Source organism: Brevinematales bacterium, from assembly GCA_026415355.1.
Classification (GTDB): Bacteria; Spirochaetota; Brevinematia; order DTOW01; family DTOW01; genus SKYB106.
Genome location: JAOAHF010000007.1, coordinates 1 through 15790, shown reverse-complemented (window position 1 = coordinate 15790; position 15790 = coordinate 1). Strand labels below are relative to the sequence as shown.

The window sequence follows — 15790 nt, the reverse complement described above, 5'->3', positions numbered from 1 at the left end:
GTGCAGGTATGGAAACTGTTAAAAGTGGACAACAAGTTGATAAGAGATGGAAGATAATAGAAGGTCAGCTCAAATTACACCAATACAGGAAAGATTCTTTAATAGAAATATTACATAAGGCTCAAGAAGCATTCGGATTTTTAACAGATGAAGTCCTAACATACATAGCAAACGCCTTGAAACTTCCAAAGTCCTATGTTTACGGCGTTGTAACATTCTACCATTTCTTCAAACTTAAACCTCAAGGTAAACATGTCATAGTCCTCTGTATGGGAACTGCCTGCTATGTGAAAGGTGCTAATAAGATAGTTGAGTATATGAAGGAAAAGTATGATACGGATTTAGGCCAAACTACAAAAGATAACCTCGTGAGTTTTATGTCAGCAAGGTGTGTTGGAGCTTGTGGAGTTGCCCCTGCTGCGATAGTTGACGGAGTTCTTGAACCATACTTTTCTATAGAAAAACTTGAAAGCAAAATACAGGAATGGAAAAAAGAAAACAACTCGCAATCTGAAAACTAAGTTTTTACTGAAATTTTAGTATATTTTATCCTCATAAATTACTACAAAACCTCGCCAATCTAAAAGTAGATGATTTGCTGGTATTGTATTATCGTTTAGCGTTCATTTTCCAAAGATACTAAGCTTTCTAACGTTTGGGGGGTCAATTATATAAGAACAAAATTTAAAAATTTACCTACTGTCTTGGAGTTATATTATTAAAAAGCTCCTCTCTGTCAAAAAGAGGAGCTTTTTTGATTTTTGGATTTTGACTAAGCATCAGTTACAGCACCTTTTGATGCAGAAGAAACCAGCTTGGCGTACTTATATAGGACCCCTTTTTTATACTTTAGTTCAGGTTCTTTCCATTCTTTTCTTCTTCTATCGAGTTCTTCTTTTGATACCTCAAGGTTTATTTCTCTTTTTTCAAGATCAATCGATATTACATCCCCGTTTTTAACCAGTGCTATAGGACCTCCAACTTGAGCCTCCGGTGAAACATGTCCAATTATAAATCCATGAGATCCCCCAGAAAATCTACCATCTGTTATCAAAGCAACCTTACCTATAAGTCCTTTACCTGCTATTATAGACGTTGGTTGTAACATCTCTCTCATACCAGGACCTCCCTTTGGTCCTTCGTATCTTATAACAACAACATCTCCCTCTTTAATTTGATCAGAAAGTAATGCTTTTGTACATTCTTCTTCTGAATCATATACTTTGGCAGGTCCTCTGAAGAACTTATCTTTGATATCCGAAACCTTTGCGACAGCTCCTTCTGGTGCTAAACTACCATAAAGTATCACAAGAGGTCCCTCTGGTTTCAAGGGATTTTTCAAACTTCTCACAACTTCTTGTGCTTCATTGAAATCAGGAAAAGCTTCAAGGTTTTCAGCCAATGTTTTGCCAGTTATAGTCATAGCATCTCCATGCAACAATCCTTCTTTTAGAAGCATTTTCATTATTGGTGCTATACCACCTATCCTGTATACATCTTCCATAACATACTTGCCACTAGGTTTTAGATCTGCTATATGGGGTACTCGTTTTCTTATTCTCTCAAAGTCATCAATATTAAGATCCACCCCTATCGTATGAGCCATAGCAAGTAGATGTAATACAGCATTAGTTGAACCACCCATAGCTTGAACCATAGCAATAGCATTTTCAAACGATTTCTTAGTAACAATCTTACTAGGAGTTAACCACTTATCGACTAATTCTACTATTTTTTTACCCGACTCGTAAGCATCTCTCATTTTTTCAGGACTTTCCGCATAATTAGAAGAACTATTAGGTAAACTAAATCCCATTGCTTCGATAGCCATAGCCATAGTATTTGCAGTATACATACCACCACAAGATCCAGGACCAGGTAATGCTCTCTTCTCTATTTCAATAAGGTCTTCTTTTGATATCTTACCTGCATTAAACTGACCCACAGCTTCAAATACACTAACTATATCAATATCAACTCCCTTATATTTACCGGGTCTTATAGTACCACCATAAAGAAATATGGAAGGCAAGTCAAGTCTGAAAAATGCCATCATCAAACCCGGCATATTCTTATCACACCCTCCTATACCAATAACCGCATCAAACCTTTCAGCATTCACAACATCTTCAACGCTATCTGCTATTATTTCTCTACTCGGAAGGCTATATCTCATCCCTTCCGTTCCCATAGCAATACCATCTGCTACAGTTATTGTATTGAATATCATAGCTGCTCCACCATTCTCAATTATGCCTCTTTTTGCTTCTCTCGCTAAATCATTAATATGAATATTACATGGAGTTATTTCTGCCCATGTTGACGCAATACCTATAAGTGGTTTTGTAAAATCTTCATCCTTAAAACCAACTGCTCTCATTAGAGATCTATTAGGTGCTCTGTGGTAACCATCAAAATCACTACTCCTTAATCTCGGCATACATTATACCTCCATAATCAATAAGAATGTTTTAAGAAAAATACATATTCTTTCAATCTCAAGTTCTACAAAAAATCGATTAGTTTACTTAAATGATTTCTCGAAATAATGTCATTGCAAAGATCTATCAAAAAATCAATTTTCCATTCTCTTAACGTCAAAGTCTTTACCAAGTATTACAATTATACCTGAGGTGTCATCTTTTAAATTTTCATCAAAAACAAAATTTGACACTACTTTTATTTTCAAAATTTTCGATATAGCATAAACTACTTCTTTATTCGGAGTTCTATTAAGTATGTAAGAGTTTTCCAAAGTTAACGGAAAGTTACCATAGTTTTTTATATTGAAACCTTTCCTAAGAAGATGTAAAGATACATTCATTGCTAAATCTTGCTCTTTTTTCGCATTCAAAACAGATATTTCAGGATTAGTACAAGAATAATAAGCAACCACATTACCCTCCATAATTATCTTCACAAAAGAATCCTTACTATTTATATGCTTTGAAATATCATCCCAAACAGTACTATCTAAATCTAACTTTGTCAAGTTAACTATTATGGTGTTACTCGAAACTACTATGTTGTGGTAAGAAGATTGAAATGAATTACTACTTATTGAACTCAGTAACGCCAATGTTATAAAAGATGTAACTAGTATCAAAGCTAGTAAAACCCAATTTCTTACTTTCTTTTTCTTCAATTTGAGCTTCCTATAGCTATAAATATCTATCATATTAAACAAGTATAGATCATTAGACTTTTTGTCTTCAAGGAATTTTGGAAAGTAATCAATTATAAAACCTTAAAAATGTCATAAAAAATAATTCCCATTCTTCGATTGATTCCAAATCTCCTACTAAACATAACTATTAGACTACTCAAACAATCTGATAGACAAGTAAGGCATCGGATCAACTAGTTCTGTACCTATTCTAACTTCATAATGCAAGTGATAACCTGTTGCTCTACCGGACATTCCAACAGAACCTATAATCTGCCCTTTTCTAACAAATTGTCCCTCAGATACATAAATGGACATAAGATGTCCATAAACTGAAACAAATCCATATTTATGAGATATCTTTACAACTTTCCCATAGCCACCAGACCAACCTGCTGAGGAAACAACACCATCTGCTGTCGCTATAACTGGCGTTCCAGGCCAATGAGCTATATCGATACCTGAATGAAATTTAGCTACATTCATAAATGGATCTCTTCTATAACCAAATTTTGAAGTTATATGTCCACTACCATCCTTTATTGGCCAAACTGAAGGTATATATTTTATAACATTTTGAGAATTCTCAACAAACTTAGCAAATTTCTGTATCTGTATTTTGTATATTTCTATTTCCTTTCTCAGTTTATAAAGTTCATCAATTTCTTTCGGCTTGTTATATATAACATCATCAACAGAAGAAATAGGTGTTTTATCTTCTTCTTGTTTCTCTGGATACTTTATCTCACTATTTACGTTTTGCAAAGTAGTTAGAGAAAATATCTTATTCACATCAGACCTAAAGCTAGCAAATCTGTCCTTGAGAAGATTAGCATTATTGATGAAATTGTTTATATACTGATCCTTAATCTCATTCTGTTTTTCAAGTCTTATAACCTTTTGATCTGTCATCTTTCTATTCGAAACTGCAATAATTGATGTTACAACAATAATTGATAGAATTATAGAAACAAAAAGTAATGCAAAATTGGATATATGAATCGTTATAACTCTCTTTTCAGAATGAGGAACAAACATTATAGTTAACTTTTCGTGCCCCCACTTCTGTATTTCAGAGTTTTTAATTTTTAACCACCTCCTGAAATCATAAAGCAGAGCATTTAAATTTTCTTTTATTCTATCAGAAAACCTATTCATACTAACCTCCCTATTTATTTTTTCGAAGAAACAAATTTACTACTTTTAGAGTTAATACCCTTAATTTTGAATTTTAAAAAATAATTGAAACTTTTTTCAACTACCCAATAAATCAACCTTCAAATAGATAATCAACTGTTGCTATTCAACTTTAATAAAAAAGTTCAAAGTTATCACAAGTTATGACAGTAGGAAACATGATCATCTTCTAATTTAAAAGGTTGAGGAAATTGTTTCTTACATATTTCTGTAGCCACAGGACATCTTGAATAAAAAGGGCAACCATTTCCTTCTTCATCTCTATTAAGATTCTGAAAATCTTTTACTATCTTCTGTCCTGGGACTGAAGATAATAGAAAAAGAGTGTAAGGATTTTTAGGATTACTAAATATCTTCTCAGAAAGCCCTACCTCCATAACTCTACCTTTATACAAAACCATAAGATAATCTGATATAAACCTAGTCGTAGATATATCATGAGATATATAAAGATAACTCAATTTATACTGCTTTTTTATATCAACCAATAAGTTTAGGATTTGAGATCTAATTGAAACATCAAGTGAAGAAACAGGTTCATCAAGAACAACTAATGAAGGCCTCGATATTATACTCCTTGCTATACTTACTCTTTGTTTTTCTCCACCACTTAGCTCATGAGGATACTTATAAAGAACATCTCTACTTAGCTTAACATCATCGATAACAGATAGCAATCTACTATCCATTTCCTTCTCAGTCAACTTAAACCTAAAAAGTAGTGGTTCTAATATTATTGATCTTACACTCATCCTAGGATTTAAAGAGCTCAACGGATTCTGCGAAACAGCATGTATATGTTTTAGATATTCTTTTCTTACACTTTTTTGAAATATTGATTTACCTTTCCAAAAAACATTCCCCTGTGTTGGTTTTATTGCTCCAAGTACTACGTTACCTAATGTAGTCTTGCCAGAACCGCTTTCTCCTACTATTGAAAAAGTAGTATTTTTAAGTAAACTAAAACTAACTCTTTCAAGTGCTATAACTGGAATATGGAAAGCAAACTTATTCGGATCCTTAACAAAGAATGTATGTGAAACACTAACAACATCCAGAAAAATATCACTCATTCTCCTACTCAAATACCTCAACATCTACCACTATATCATTCTCTTTTAGATTAACTGCTCTTATGCCTCTAGCGGGTCGTCCCATAAGAGATATATTATCAGCAGGCATACGTATTATCATACCTTTTGATGTTATTAATACAACATCATTATCACTAGTTACTGGCAAAGTCCTAACAACTTTACCAGTTTTTTCACTAACCCCAAAATAAACCACTCCTATTCCACCTCTACCTTTCGGTTGAAACTCTTCCATTTTAACTCTCTTAGCATAACCTTTTTCAGTCACTGCAAGTATTTCCTTCCTAGAATTATATCTTACAAGTCCCACAACATAATCATCACCTCTCAACCTTATACCCACGACACCTCTAGCATTTCTACCCATAGGCCTAATATTTTTCTCGGAAGTCCTCAAAGCAAGTCCATTAGTTGTTGATATAATTATATCATCATTACCAGTAGTAAATATAGCGTCTTGTAACACATCATCCTCATCAGAAGACATTGCTATTATTCCTGTTGATCGTATGTTTTTAAACTCATCAACATCTACTTTTTTTATTATTCCTTTTTTTGAAACCATTGTTATAAACCCCTTGGCACTCTTGTCGAAAACAACCAAAGATCTGATTTTTTCATCATTAGCAATATTAAGTATCATCCTAATGTTGGTTCCTCTTGAGGTTCTTGAAGATTCAGGTATCTTATAAACATCGAGAGAGTATGCCTTACCTTTGTCCGTAAATATGAGCAGCTCCTCAAGTGTATTTGCAATAATAAGATGTTCTATCGAATCTTCCTCCATAGTAGATGTCGCTATAATTCCCCTACCACCAGCTTTCTGCGACCTGTAAACTGATAATGGTATTCTCTTTATCATTCCCAGATTAGTTATTATTATAGTAACATCCTCTTTCTGTATAAGGTCTTTCTCCTCAACATCTTCAATCTCACTGTATTCTATGGTAGTTCTTCTTTCATCACCGTACTTCTCTGAAATATACTTCAAATCTTGTTTTATAATGTTATAAACTCTACTTTCCTTCGATAAGATATCCTTTAGATCTTTTATGGTTCCATTCAAAATCTTATATTCTTCATTCAAATCTTTAACCTCCATAGAAGTGAGTTTCTGAAGTTTCATATCTAATATTGCATTTGCCTGAACTTCTGACAACTTAAACCTTACCATTAGCTTGTTCCTTGCCAAGGAAGGATTTTCTGAAGACTTTATTATTTTTATCACTTCATCAATGTTACTTAAAGCCACCAAAAGCCCCTCGACTATATGAAGCCTTTCTTCGGCTTTCTTAAGATCAAACTTAGTTCTCCTAACTATAACTTCTTTTCTATGTTCTACATAGTAATGTATAATATCCTTAAGAGACAGAACTTTTGGCTGGTTATTAACCAGAGCAACCATATTTATGCTAAATGTTTCCTGAAGTTGAGTATGCTTGTACAGTTTATTTATCGCTACTTTGGGATTTACACCTCTCTTCAGTTCAACTACTATCCTTATACCATCTCTATCAGACTCATCTCTTATATCAGATATCTCATCAAAGTTTCCTTCCTTAATAAGATCAGATATTCTTTCAAGTATAGCAGACTTCCTAACCTGATAAGGTATTTCTGTTACTACTATAGCATCTTTACCACTTTTAAGCTTTTCAAGTTTCAGTTTTGCTCGTATAATAACTTTACCTTCACCAGTTTCATAAGCCTTTATCATATCTTCATTTGCCAATATTATTCCACCTGTTGGAAAATCAGGCCCCTTAATAAACTTCATCAAGTCTCTTACTGTCGAATTCCTATGATCTATGTAATAACTTATAGCATCACAAACCTCTTTAAGATTGTGAGTAGGAATATTTGTTGCCATACCTACCGCTATTCCATTTGCACCGTTTATGAGCAAATTAGGTACCATAGCAGGTAATACAATAGGTTCTTCCAATGAGTTATCAAAGTTAGGTCTAAAATCAACAGTACCTTTATCTATGTCTTTTAGCAACTCCTCGGCTATTTCTTGCAATCTTGCCTCAGAGTATCTCATAGCTGCCGGAGGATCACCATCAATTGATCCAAAATTACCTTGCCCATCAATAAGAGGATATCTCATATTAAAATCTTGAGCCATTCTAACAAGAGCTTCATAAACCGAAGTATCTCCATGGGGATGATATTTACCCAAAGTATCACCAACAATTCTAGCACATTTCTTATAAGGAGCATTACTTCTTACCCCAAGTTCATCCATAGTGTAGAGTATTCGCCTCTGGACTGGTTTAAGTCCATCTCTTACATCAGGCAAAGCTCTACTCACAATAACACTCATCGCATAAGTCAAGTAAGACTTTTTTACTTCCTCTTCAAGTACAGTTTCTATAATCCTCTCCATACATCCCTCAACAAACTAAACAGTTTCTAATGAATTATGAACGATATCCCTATTCAAAAGCATATTATTTCCACTAGAATAGAGTCTAAAATTACCAACCTCATAACAAAACAAAAATACAATTTACTATCAATTTTCAATTAAAGGTATATATTAACTTTCTATAAAAAACCTACAACATCACTTACAAAAGTATTTTTGATACAATAAACACAAGCATTCAAAATTAAACTAGCATAGCATGATAAAAAAATTTAGAAGAATATCTGGAATGGTACTAGGAACTAAGGACATAAATGAATACGACAAAATGGTAGTTTTATTTTCACCAGAAATTGGTAAATCAAACCTTATGATGTATGGTGGAAATAGTTTCAAAAACCGTTTTTCAAATCGGGTAAATATAGCAAACTTCATAAAAGGATTTGTAAGATATCCATCATCATCAGATAAAATTCCATCACTTGAAGAAGTAGATCTACTACAGAACTTTTTTGACACTATAAAAACAAGGCCATTCAATCTTTTCGCAGTAAACTTTATAACTGAAGTAATAAATATCTTAGTGCCATTAGAAGTCTTTGATGAGATTTTATATGATACCACGATAAAATCTATATTCACCATATCAAACTCTCAATCTGACGATGAAACATTCTTAACATTATCAAAATTTCTCATATCCATGTTAAGATTACAAGGTATACTACCCTACATAAAAGAGGAAAAAATCTCAGAAAAAACCAAAATGTTCATAATATCAATAATAAAAAACAAGGAGATCGCAAAAATCGACACTGAAACTAAACTTAACTTCTTAATTTGGTTCCAAGAAAAACTATCAAGAGCAGTAACCAACAAACGTATTGTTTCTATCGATCTTATTAAGATCCTAATATAAAAAGCTATTTTTTACTGAATATTAGAAGCTTCAGGATTTTACATAAACTCAAATCTTAGCTAGGATAGTCTTTACAAAATAAAACCCTAATCTAGAAAGAAACACTTGGTATCTTAATTACGAATCCAGCAAAATCTGTATTACCTCCTATCTGAAGTACAACACCTTCTAAATAAAAAGACATATTTATTGTCCAGTAAACACCAATTCCAAAAAATCTACCGAAGTTCATATCAGGTCCAAAACCAAAAGATATTGACAAAGGTACCTTTTCCTTTCTTATATCGAAAGAAAATAAGCCATAGGCACCAAAATCAAACTCAAAAGAAGAATCATTTCTTGAAGTAACTAAATCAAATCCAGCAAATGGAGATACCGCTATGCTAAAAAACGACTGAGAATACACAGTTATAGGTAAATCTACTTGAAAACCAAAGCCTACTGATCCATTGGGACCTCCCACTCCACCAAATGTAAACCATGGGTAGATATCAACATTACCCGATAATTTCCTTTCAAAACCTATTTCAAGACCTGCACCACCAAATGTATAACCAAATCCAACTTCAAGTCCCTTGTTAAGTATAACTTCCTTAAAACCAAAAGCATTTATATATACCAAAATCAATAAAACAACGTACAAAGCTCTCCTCATAACCACCTCCAAACATATATCGATTTTATGTGAAGCAAATGAAACATTTCAAAAAAACAACTTAAAACTACTTTACTACTGATTAGCAAATATAAAAAAACCCTTCAGAAAATTACTCGTACTTAATGATAACTTGAATTTAAAAACCAAAAGAATGTCCTAGCAAAATTATGTTGTAAATATATTCGTAAAATCTTCAATAGCAAAAGATGAAGCATATGGTAAATTAATAGTTTTTGTAGTAAATAGGTAGTACTTCATTGTAATTCCTAAATTCATCTCTTTCTATTTTTCTTAAAACAGTATTAATTATATAACTCATTGGTAAGTAATCAAAGTTTATGAGATTTATAGCTGTTTTAGATACTAAATTTGAACAACCAACAGATACTGTAATATTCTTTTCAGATATACTTTCGTAAATATCACCAACACTTACAATCTCAATATTTTCACTTTCGGGTCTTTTTAGTATAAATTTGCCTGCTCTACCATCAAAAAGTATGTTAGGTTTCAAAGGATAAAAGTTATCGTAAACAACGTCTATCAGAGAAAACGCTACTATCCTGATATTAAGAATTTGTGATAGAGTTCTCGCTATTGAAATACCATTCCTAAGTGAGGTAAATGGTCCAGGCCCTATAGAAACTGCTACTGCTTCAAGGGTTTCTAGGTCAATATTTTTAATATCAATTGATGTCTTTAGTAGATCCCAAAACAAAGGCTCATTCGTAGATATATGAAAACACAAACTTTCACTCCCTAAAAAAACACACACTGAAGAGAAATCTATATAAGATGTATCAATAATAAGTACTTTCATTATTTAAGTGCTTTGATTTTATCATTTAACTTGTCTATAAAATCCTTTATATTCTGAACAGTCGATACATTTTTATCTCTTGAATTTCCTACGAGAAATGCAACAAACCCTACAAGTACCAAAAGTACAAATACCCCTAATCCTACTACTAGTATTAAGACAACCGACAGTACAGCTAAAGTAGCATAGACAATACCCCAAAAATTTCTTATGAATATCCCATATAACTCTCGCTTTGAAACTTTTTTCATATATTTACATACTAAAGTTTTCAAGGAACTTTGTTGTATGTGTACCACTAAGAAATACAGGATGTTCTAGTACTTTGGAATGAAATGGTATAGTAGTAGGTATACCCTCTATAGTAAATTCACTTAATGCTCGTTTAGCTCTGTTTATTACCTCATTCCTATTCTTGCCCCATACTATAAGTTTAGCAACCATGGAATCGTAATACATAGGAATTTCATATCCTTGGTATATATGAGTATCAACTCTTACTCCATATCCACCAGGCAGATGTAAAACCTTTATTTGTCCTGGAGATGGTCTAAATTCGTTGAATGGATCTTCAGCGTTTATTCTAAATTCCATAGCGTGTCCGTTCATTTTTACATCCTCTTGTTTCACAGACAGTTTCTCACCTAAACAAACAAGCATTTGCTCTCTTATAAGGTCATATCCTGTTACTTCTTCAGTTACAGGATGTTCTACTTGTATTCTCGTATTAACTTCCATGAAATAGAAATTTCCATTCTCATCCATTATAAATTCCATTGTTCCAGCTCCCACGTAACCTATTGAGCTTACAGCATTCCTTACTATGTTTGATATTTTTTCTCTTTGTTCTTCAGTTATAGTAGGTCCAGGAGCTTCTTCTATAAGTTTTTGGTGTTTTCTCTGAATCGAGCAATCTCTTTCTCCAAACGTAACAGCATTACCGTATTTATCACCAATAAATTGTATTTCTATATGTTTTGGGTTCTGTATGTACTTTTCAATATAAACTCCAGGATTACCGAACGCCGCTTGTGCCTCTGATTGTGTCAAGGGTAGAAGCTTCTTTAAATCATCAGCAGAATAACATATCCTCATTCCTTTTCCACCACCACCAGCAGTAGCTTTTATTATCACTGGATACCCAATTGCTCTAGCAACCTCAAGAGCTTCATCTACACTACTTATAACGCCCTCACTACCCGGTACCGTTGGAACGTTGAATTTTTTCATCGTATTCTTTGCAGTCGATTTATCACCCATAAGAGATATAACCTCAGGCGAAGGACCTAAGAATGTTATACCATGATTTTTACATATTTCTGAAAACTTAGCATTTTCCGATAAAAATCCATACCCAGGATGTATAGCATCAGCCTTGAGTATAGTAGCAGCACTTATAAGATTTGGAATATTAAGGTAAGAATCCTTACTATAAGAACCACCTATACATATATCTTCATCAGCAAGTTTTCTATGAAGCGAATCTCTATCTGCCTCGGAATAAACAGCAATTGTTTTAAAACCAAGCTCTTTACAAGTCCTTATAACTCTAACCGCAATCTCACCTCTATTAGCTATCAAAATTTTCATATCCTATCTCCTTAGAATAATTTAGCAACCTTATTATAAAGGTATCGTAACAACAATTCAAAATAAAAAATCAACTGAAGATCAAAGCCTTTACTATACTGTATGATATTGCCAATACTTAAGTTAAATCAGTTGGATAACAATAAACACCATCAGGAAATCTTAAAAAACTTTGACTTCCAAATGTGCTAAAATTTATCCTTCAACTATCCATGAGATATGTAAAGTTTTTTCTACTTATCTTTGTAACAGTTTCGGAAACTCTAGCTTATGCTACTAATAACAATTTATTTGAAACCAAAACTAATGTAGTAATTATTAACGAGAAAGGAACTTTCAAACTCATTTGCGAAGTAGCCAAAAAACCTGAAGAACTGGCTGTAGGACTTATGTTTAGAAAAGATATGAAAACAAACGAAGGTATGATATTTTTATTTCCTAATGACGGTTATATTTCATTTTGGATGAAAAATACATACCTGCCCCTGGCAATAGTTTACATTGACAATAACAAAAGAGTTGTTGATGTATTTTATCCACCACCGCTTTCAACAAAAGGCGTTAAACCTTCTAAGCCTTCAAGGTTTGTACTCGAAATTTTATCAAATACTGCTATAGATATAAACCTAAAAAGGGGTGATAAGGTATTATTTTAATATTATCGTTTGTTCCCTATCAGGTCCTACAGAGATATAGGTTATTGGTATTTGTAAAGATTCCTGTAAAAAATCAATATATTCTCTCGCTTCTTTTGGTAATTCACTTAATTTTCTCATATTCGAAAGACTTTTAGTCCAACCTTTGAAACTTTTATATACAGGTTCTATTCTGTATAATGTAGTTGGATCCATAAAGGGTGGTATATCATACATCTCTCCATCTATTTTATATTCAGTACAAACTTTTATTTCATCCATGCCGGAAAGGACATCAATTTTAGTCAAAAATATCTCTGTAGTACCGCTCAATATTGTAGAATATCTTAACATAGGTAAATCAATCCATCCACATCTCCTAGGTCTTCCAGTAGTAGCACCAAATTCACCTCCTTTTTCTCGTATCTGTTTTCCAATATCGTTATCTTGCTCTGTCGGAAAAGGTCCCTCTCCTACTCTAGTTGTGTATGATTTTACTATACCTATAACATTAGTAATGTTTTTAGGAAATACTCCAGTACCAGTTGCAACACCATTACTTGAAGCATTTGATGAAGTAACGTAAGGATAAGTTCCAAAATCAATATCAAGTAAAACACCCTGAGCACCTTCAAAAAGTATATTCTTACTGTTTTCAATCTCTTTATTCAGAAGTATCTCAACATTGCTAACCCTTAAATTCAGCTCTTCAAATCTTGATTTACAATTCCTAGCCAACTCAAGACTGTCAAATTTGTAATCGTATTTGTAAAAGTTTCTAATTAAAAAAATCTTTTCTTCAGAAAACATCTTTATTTTCTCAGAAAGTTGATCAACTGTTAAATTGGCAATGTCACTTATCCTTATACCTTTTCTTGCTATTTTATCTTCATAGCAAGGACCTATACCTCTAGATGTCGTACCTATCTTCTTTGGAGATAAACTTTCTCTAAGAGCATCTATTAATTTATGATATTCCATAACTATATGCGCTTTATCACTTACTATAACTCTGTTGGAAACAGGAAATCCCATCTTTTCAAGACTATGGATTTCATCACTCAATTGATCAATATCTATTACAACTCCATTACCTATAACAACCTTTGCGTTCAGATTCATGAGACCTGAAGGCAAAAGATGAAATATAAACTTCCTACCTCCAACCACCACGGTATGCCCTGCATTTGCTCCCCCTTGATACCTAACAACGTAATCATACTGTCCTGCTAAAAGATCTATTACTTTGGCCTTTCCTTCATCTCCCCATTGTAACCCCACAACTAGAGTAGTCATATTATTTTACCTCATTCTAAATTATTTACGAGTATGAAAAGTTTATCAATAAAAATTAGTCCATAGATTCATAATGCTTAATCACTAACTACTTCAATCACTAATACCAAACAAAGTAAAGACATTCCACGTAATTCATCAGAATACAAGGATTTCTTAAACTAGTAGCTAAATTTCTTGAAAGACAGCTACAAAACATAATAAACTAAGAATATGCTCATAGAGCTAACAAGAATAGATGGTTCAAAGATAAACATAAATCCATTCCAGATTGAAATGGTGGAAAAGAAAAATAATACCGTTATAAGGATGATGAACGAAGTTATGTATATAGTAATTGAAGAACCTTCTTACATAGAAGAAAAAATAAAACTTAAGCTAAAGGAGATTTTCATCTCCTCTATTTTGGAGGCAAAGAATGGGTGATAGAAAGTTTGACCTATACATAGTTATAGGTTTAGTAATATCAGTAGTATCAATGTTTGTTGCCATACTTCTTCACGGGGTACCATTGTACACTTACGCCGACTTAGCCGCGTTCCTAATATCTGTTGTATCTCCTTTTGGTGCAGCAATAGTATCTGTACCTTTTGAATACGTAAAAAACTTACCCAATATATTCAGAGTTTTATTTTCAACTGAGGACATAGATTTTGCAGAGCTCATAGAAACTCTAGTAACATTTGCTGAGAAGTCTAGAAGAGAAGGATTATTATCATTAGAAAACGACGTCCAAGATATAAAAGAACCTTTCCTAAGAAAGGCAATTCAACTTATAGTTGATGGTACTGATCCCGAAATGGTAAAACATATCATGATAACAGAAATGGAACAAATGGAACTTAGGCACCTTTTCAATAAGAAATTTTTTGATGAATGGGGATATTATGGTCCTGCATTAGGTATGGCAGGAGCACTGGTAGGTCTAATAGCAGCATTAAGTCACGCAGAAGACAAATCAGCAGTCACGCATGGAGTTGCTATAGCATTCATTGCTACACTTTACGCAGTTTTCATATCAAATGCTATAGTACTACCTATGGCTACTAGATTAGATCTCAAAAACCAAAAAGACATACTTGTAAAAACAATAATGTTAGAAGGAGTGCTGTCAATTCAAGCAGGAGATAACCCAACATTAACAAGAGAAAAACTAACAGCTTTCCTACCACCAAAAATGAGGGAACAAATCCTCGCTAAAAAAGAAGGAGCATAATTATGGCAAAAAAGAAGGAATTAGGCCATAAAAGAGAAATGCCTCTTTGGATATTTACTTTTGCGGATATGAATAATCTACTTTTAGCTCTATTTGTAGTACTAATGTCAGAAGCAACCATAGAAGGATTAGAAGCCAGGATGATCCTTTCCTCGTTTTCAGGAAACATAGGTTTTTTGACAGGAGGGAAGAGTTTATCTCAAGGACAATTTGCAGAGCTAGGCTCATCCATAGAATCCTTGCCATCAAGAGAAACAGGTATTGCTATGTCAAGAGTCCAACAAGAAGCAAGGGAACTTTTTAAACCAGAAATAAAAAGTAAAAAAGTGAAGGTTACAATAACTGAAGAAGGAATAAAAATAAGTCTAGCTGACGACTTTTTCTTTGAGAGTGGAAGTGCTGATATAAGAGAAGAATTAATGCCAACTATCAAAAAAGTTGCAGATTTAATTTCTAGTTTAAAAGATGTGAAAGTTGATGTTATAGGTCACACAGATAAATCACCCGTTATAAATCCGATAATCAAAGAAAAATTCCCCTCAAACTGGGAACTTTCAACAGCAAGAGCATCCTCGGTTGTTAGAGCACTTATTGACTTTGGAGCAAATCCTGAAATCATGACAGCAAGCGGTAGAGCAGAATTTGAACCTGTAGAATCCAATGATACACCTGAAGGAAGAGCATTCAACAGAAGAACAGATATTTACATAAAACTCATTAAAAAATCTACTTTACCTACATATAGGTAAACTATTTACTTACTACCAAGAAGGCTGAGCTATTGAGTTTTTTTGCTTTTTCTAGAATCTTCATAGCATCTTCGTAACT

The 15790-nt window shown here is 33.1% G+C and carries 16 protein-coding genes; 6 read left to right on the top strand and 10 right to left on the bottom strand.

Annotated features, from left to right (window positions below):
- The first annotated feature begins 8 nt into the window (after positions 1-8).
- Complete coding sequence (locus N2712_03685) at positions 9-521, top strand: NAD(P)H-dependent oxidoreductase subunit E (protein ID MCX8029077.1); 513 nt, start codon at positions 9-11, stop codon at positions 519-521.
- A gap of 251 nt (positions 522-772) precedes the next feature.
- Here the strand turns inward: N2712_03685 and ilvD are convergent, their stop codons facing one another.
- From ilvD to gyrA, 5 genes are all read right to left on the bottom strand, one after another.
- On the bottom strand, positions 773-2440 hold the full coding sequence (gene ilvD / locus N2712_03680; GenBank protein MCX8029076.1) for a dihydroxy-acid dehydratase: 1668 nt from the start codon (positions 2438-2440) through the stop codon (positions 773-775).
- Positions 2441-2575: 135 nt separating this feature from the next.
- Positions 2576-3178 (bottom strand): LytR C-terminal domain-containing protein, encoded by a 603-nt coding sequence (locus N2712_03675; GenBank protein MCX8029075.1) that lies wholly within the window; start codon positions 3176-3178, stop codon positions 2576-2578.
- 141 nt (positions 3179-3319) lie between these two features.
- Positions 3320-4324, bottom strand: coding sequence for a M23 family metallopeptidase (locus tag N2712_03670; protein MCX8029074.1), 1005 nt, complete (start codon positions 4322-4324; stop codon positions 3320-3322).
- Between the two features lie 173 nt (positions 4325-4497).
- Positions 4498-5436: an ATP-binding cassette domain-containing protein gene (locus N2712_03665; protein ID MCX8029073.1), complete on the bottom strand. Its 939-nt coding sequence runs from the start codon at positions 5434-5436 to the stop codon at positions 4498-4500.
- A gap of 4 nt (positions 5437-5440) precedes the next feature.
- Complete coding sequence (gene gyrA / locus N2712_03660; protein MCX8029072.1) at positions 5441-7846, bottom strand: DNA gyrase subunit A; 2406 nt, start codon at positions 7844-7846, stop codon at positions 5441-5443.
- 241 nt (positions 7847-8087) lie between these two features.
- Between gyrA and recO the strand changes: the two genes are divergently transcribed.
- Positions 8088-8747 (top strand): DNA repair protein RecO, encoded by a 660-nt coding sequence (gene recO / locus N2712_03655; GenBank protein MCX8029071.1) that lies wholly within the window; start codon positions 8088-8090, stop codon positions 8745-8747.
- A 91-nt stretch (positions 8748-8838) separates the two neighbouring features.
- Here the strand turns inward: recO and N2712_03650 are convergent, their stop codons facing one another.
- The 4 genes from N2712_03650 to accC form a co-directional block, all read right to left on the bottom strand.
- Positions 8839-9402 (bottom strand): hypothetical protein, encoded by a 564-nt coding sequence (locus N2712_03650; protein MCX8029070.1) that lies wholly within the window; start codon positions 9400-9402, stop codon positions 8839-8841.
- A 226-nt stretch (positions 9403-9628) separates the two neighbouring features.
- Positions 9629-10225 carry a hypothetical protein gene (locus tag N2712_03645; GenBank protein ID MCX8029069.1) on the bottom strand — a complete coding sequence of 199 codons (597 nt, stop codon included), beginning with the start codon at positions 10223-10225 and terminating at the stop codon, positions 9629-9631.
- A complete protein-coding gene (locus N2712_03640; GenBank protein MCX8029068.1) occupies positions 10225-10476 on the bottom strand; it encodes a hypothetical protein in 252 nt (83 codons plus the stop codon). The genes N2712_03645 and N2712_03640 overlap by 1 nt, the downstream gene beginning before the upstream one ends.
- A 4-nt stretch (positions 10477-10480) precedes the next feature.
- Entirely contained in the window at positions 10481-11815 is a 1335-nt protein-coding gene (accC, locus tag N2712_03635) for an acetyl-CoA carboxylase biotin carboxylase subunit (GenBank protein ID MCX8029067.1), read from the bottom strand.
- Between the two features lie 212 nt (positions 11816-12027).
- Between accC and N2712_03630 the strand changes: the two genes are divergently transcribed.
- Positions 12028-12471: a DUF192 domain-containing protein gene (locus N2712_03630; protein ID MCX8029066.1), complete on the top strand. Its 444-nt coding sequence runs from the start codon at positions 12028-12030 to the stop codon at positions 12469-12471.
- Here N2712_03630 and N2712_03625 read toward each other — a convergent pair.
- Positions 12463-13746, bottom strand: a complete 1284-nt coding sequence (locus N2712_03625; protein ID MCX8029065.1) for an adenylosuccinate synthase — start codon at positions 13744-13746, stop codon at positions 12463-12465. The genes N2712_03630 and N2712_03625 overlap by 9 nt on opposite strands.
- Before the next feature lie 213 nt (positions 13747-13959).
- On the opposite strand from N2712_03625, the gene N2712_03620 reads away from it, so the two are divergent.
- The 3 genes from N2712_03620 to N2712_03610 are packed head-to-tail and all read left to right on the top strand — an operon-like array spanning position 13960 to position 15711.
- Entirely contained in the window at positions 13960-14172 is a 213-nt protein-coding gene (locus tag N2712_03620) for a flagellar FlbD family protein (GenBank protein MCX8029064.1), read from the top strand.
- A complete protein-coding gene (locus N2712_03615; GenBank protein ID MCX8029063.1) occupies positions 14165-14962 on the top strand; it encodes a MotA/TolQ/ExbB proton channel family protein in 798 nt (265 codons plus the stop codon). Before N2712_03620 ends, N2712_03615 begins: the two co-directional genes overlap by 8 nt.
- Positions 14963-14964: 2 nt before the next feature.
- Positions 14965-15711: an OmpA family protein gene (locus tag N2712_03610; protein ID MCX8029062.1), complete on the top strand. Its 747-nt coding sequence runs from the start codon at positions 14965-14967 to the stop codon at positions 15709-15711.
- Positions 15712-15790 lie beyond the last annotated feature (79 nt).

Bases quoted from the DNA above. Each gene is read 5' to 3' on its own strand.
- N2712_03630 (MCX8029066.1), top strand. From the start codon at position 12,028: ATGAGATATGTAAAGTTTTTTCTACTTATCTTTGTAACAGTTTCGGAA.
- accC (MCX8029067.1), bottom strand. From the start codon at position 11,815: ATGAAAATTTTGATAGCTAATAGAGGTGAGATTGCGGTTAGAGTTATA.
- N2712_03625 (MCX8029065.1), bottom strand. From the start codon at position 13,746: ATGACTACTCTAGTTGTGGGGTTACAATGGGGAGATGAAGGAAAGGCC.
- N2712_03640 (MCX8029068.1), bottom strand. From the start codon at position 10,476: ATGAAAAAAGTTTCAAAGCGAGAGTTATATGGGATATTCATAAGAAAT.
- ilvD (MCX8029076.1), bottom strand. From the start codon at position 2,440: ATGCCGAGATTAAGGAGTAGTGATTTTGATGGTTACCACAGAGCACCT.
- N2712_03645 (MCX8029069.1), bottom strand. From the start codon at position 10,225: ATGAAAGTACTTATTATTGATACATCTTATATAGATTTCTCTTCAGTG.
- recO (MCX8029071.1), top strand. From the start codon at position 8,088: ATGATAAAAAAATTTAGAAGAATATCTGGAATGGTACTAGGAACTAAG.
- N2712_03650 (MCX8029070.1), bottom strand. From the start codon at position 9,402: ATGAGGAGAGCTTTGTACGTTGTTTTATTGATTTTGGTATATATAAAT.
- gyrA (MCX8029072.1), bottom strand. From the start codon at position 7,846: ATGGAGAGGATTATAGAAACTGTACTTGAAGAGGAAGTAAAAAAGTCT.
- N2712_03615 (MCX8029063.1), top strand. From the start codon at position 14,165: ATGGGTGATAGAAAGTTTGACCTATACATAGTTATAGGTTTAGTAATA.
- N2712_03610 (MCX8029062.1), top strand. From the start codon at position 14,965: ATGGCAAAAAAGAAGGAATTAGGCCATAAAAGAGAAATGCCTCTTTGG.
- N2712_03685 (MCX8029077.1), top strand. From the start codon at position 9: ATGGAAACTGTTAAAAGTGGACAACAAGTTGATAAGAGATGGAAGATA.
- N2712_03665 (MCX8029073.1), bottom strand. From the start codon at position 5,436: ATGAGTGATATTTTTCTGGATGTTGTTAGTGTTTCACATACATTCTTT.
- N2712_03620 (MCX8029064.1), top strand. From the start codon at position 13,960: ATGCTCATAGAGCTAACAAGAATAGATGGTTCAAAGATAAACATAAAT.
- N2712_03670 (MCX8029074.1), bottom strand. From the start codon at position 4,324: ATGAATAGGTTTTCTGATAGAATAAAAGAAAATTTAAATGCTCTGCTT.
- N2712_03675 (MCX8029075.1), bottom strand. From the start codon at position 3,178: ATGATAGATATTTATAGCTATAGGAAGCTCAAATTGAAGAAAAAGAAA.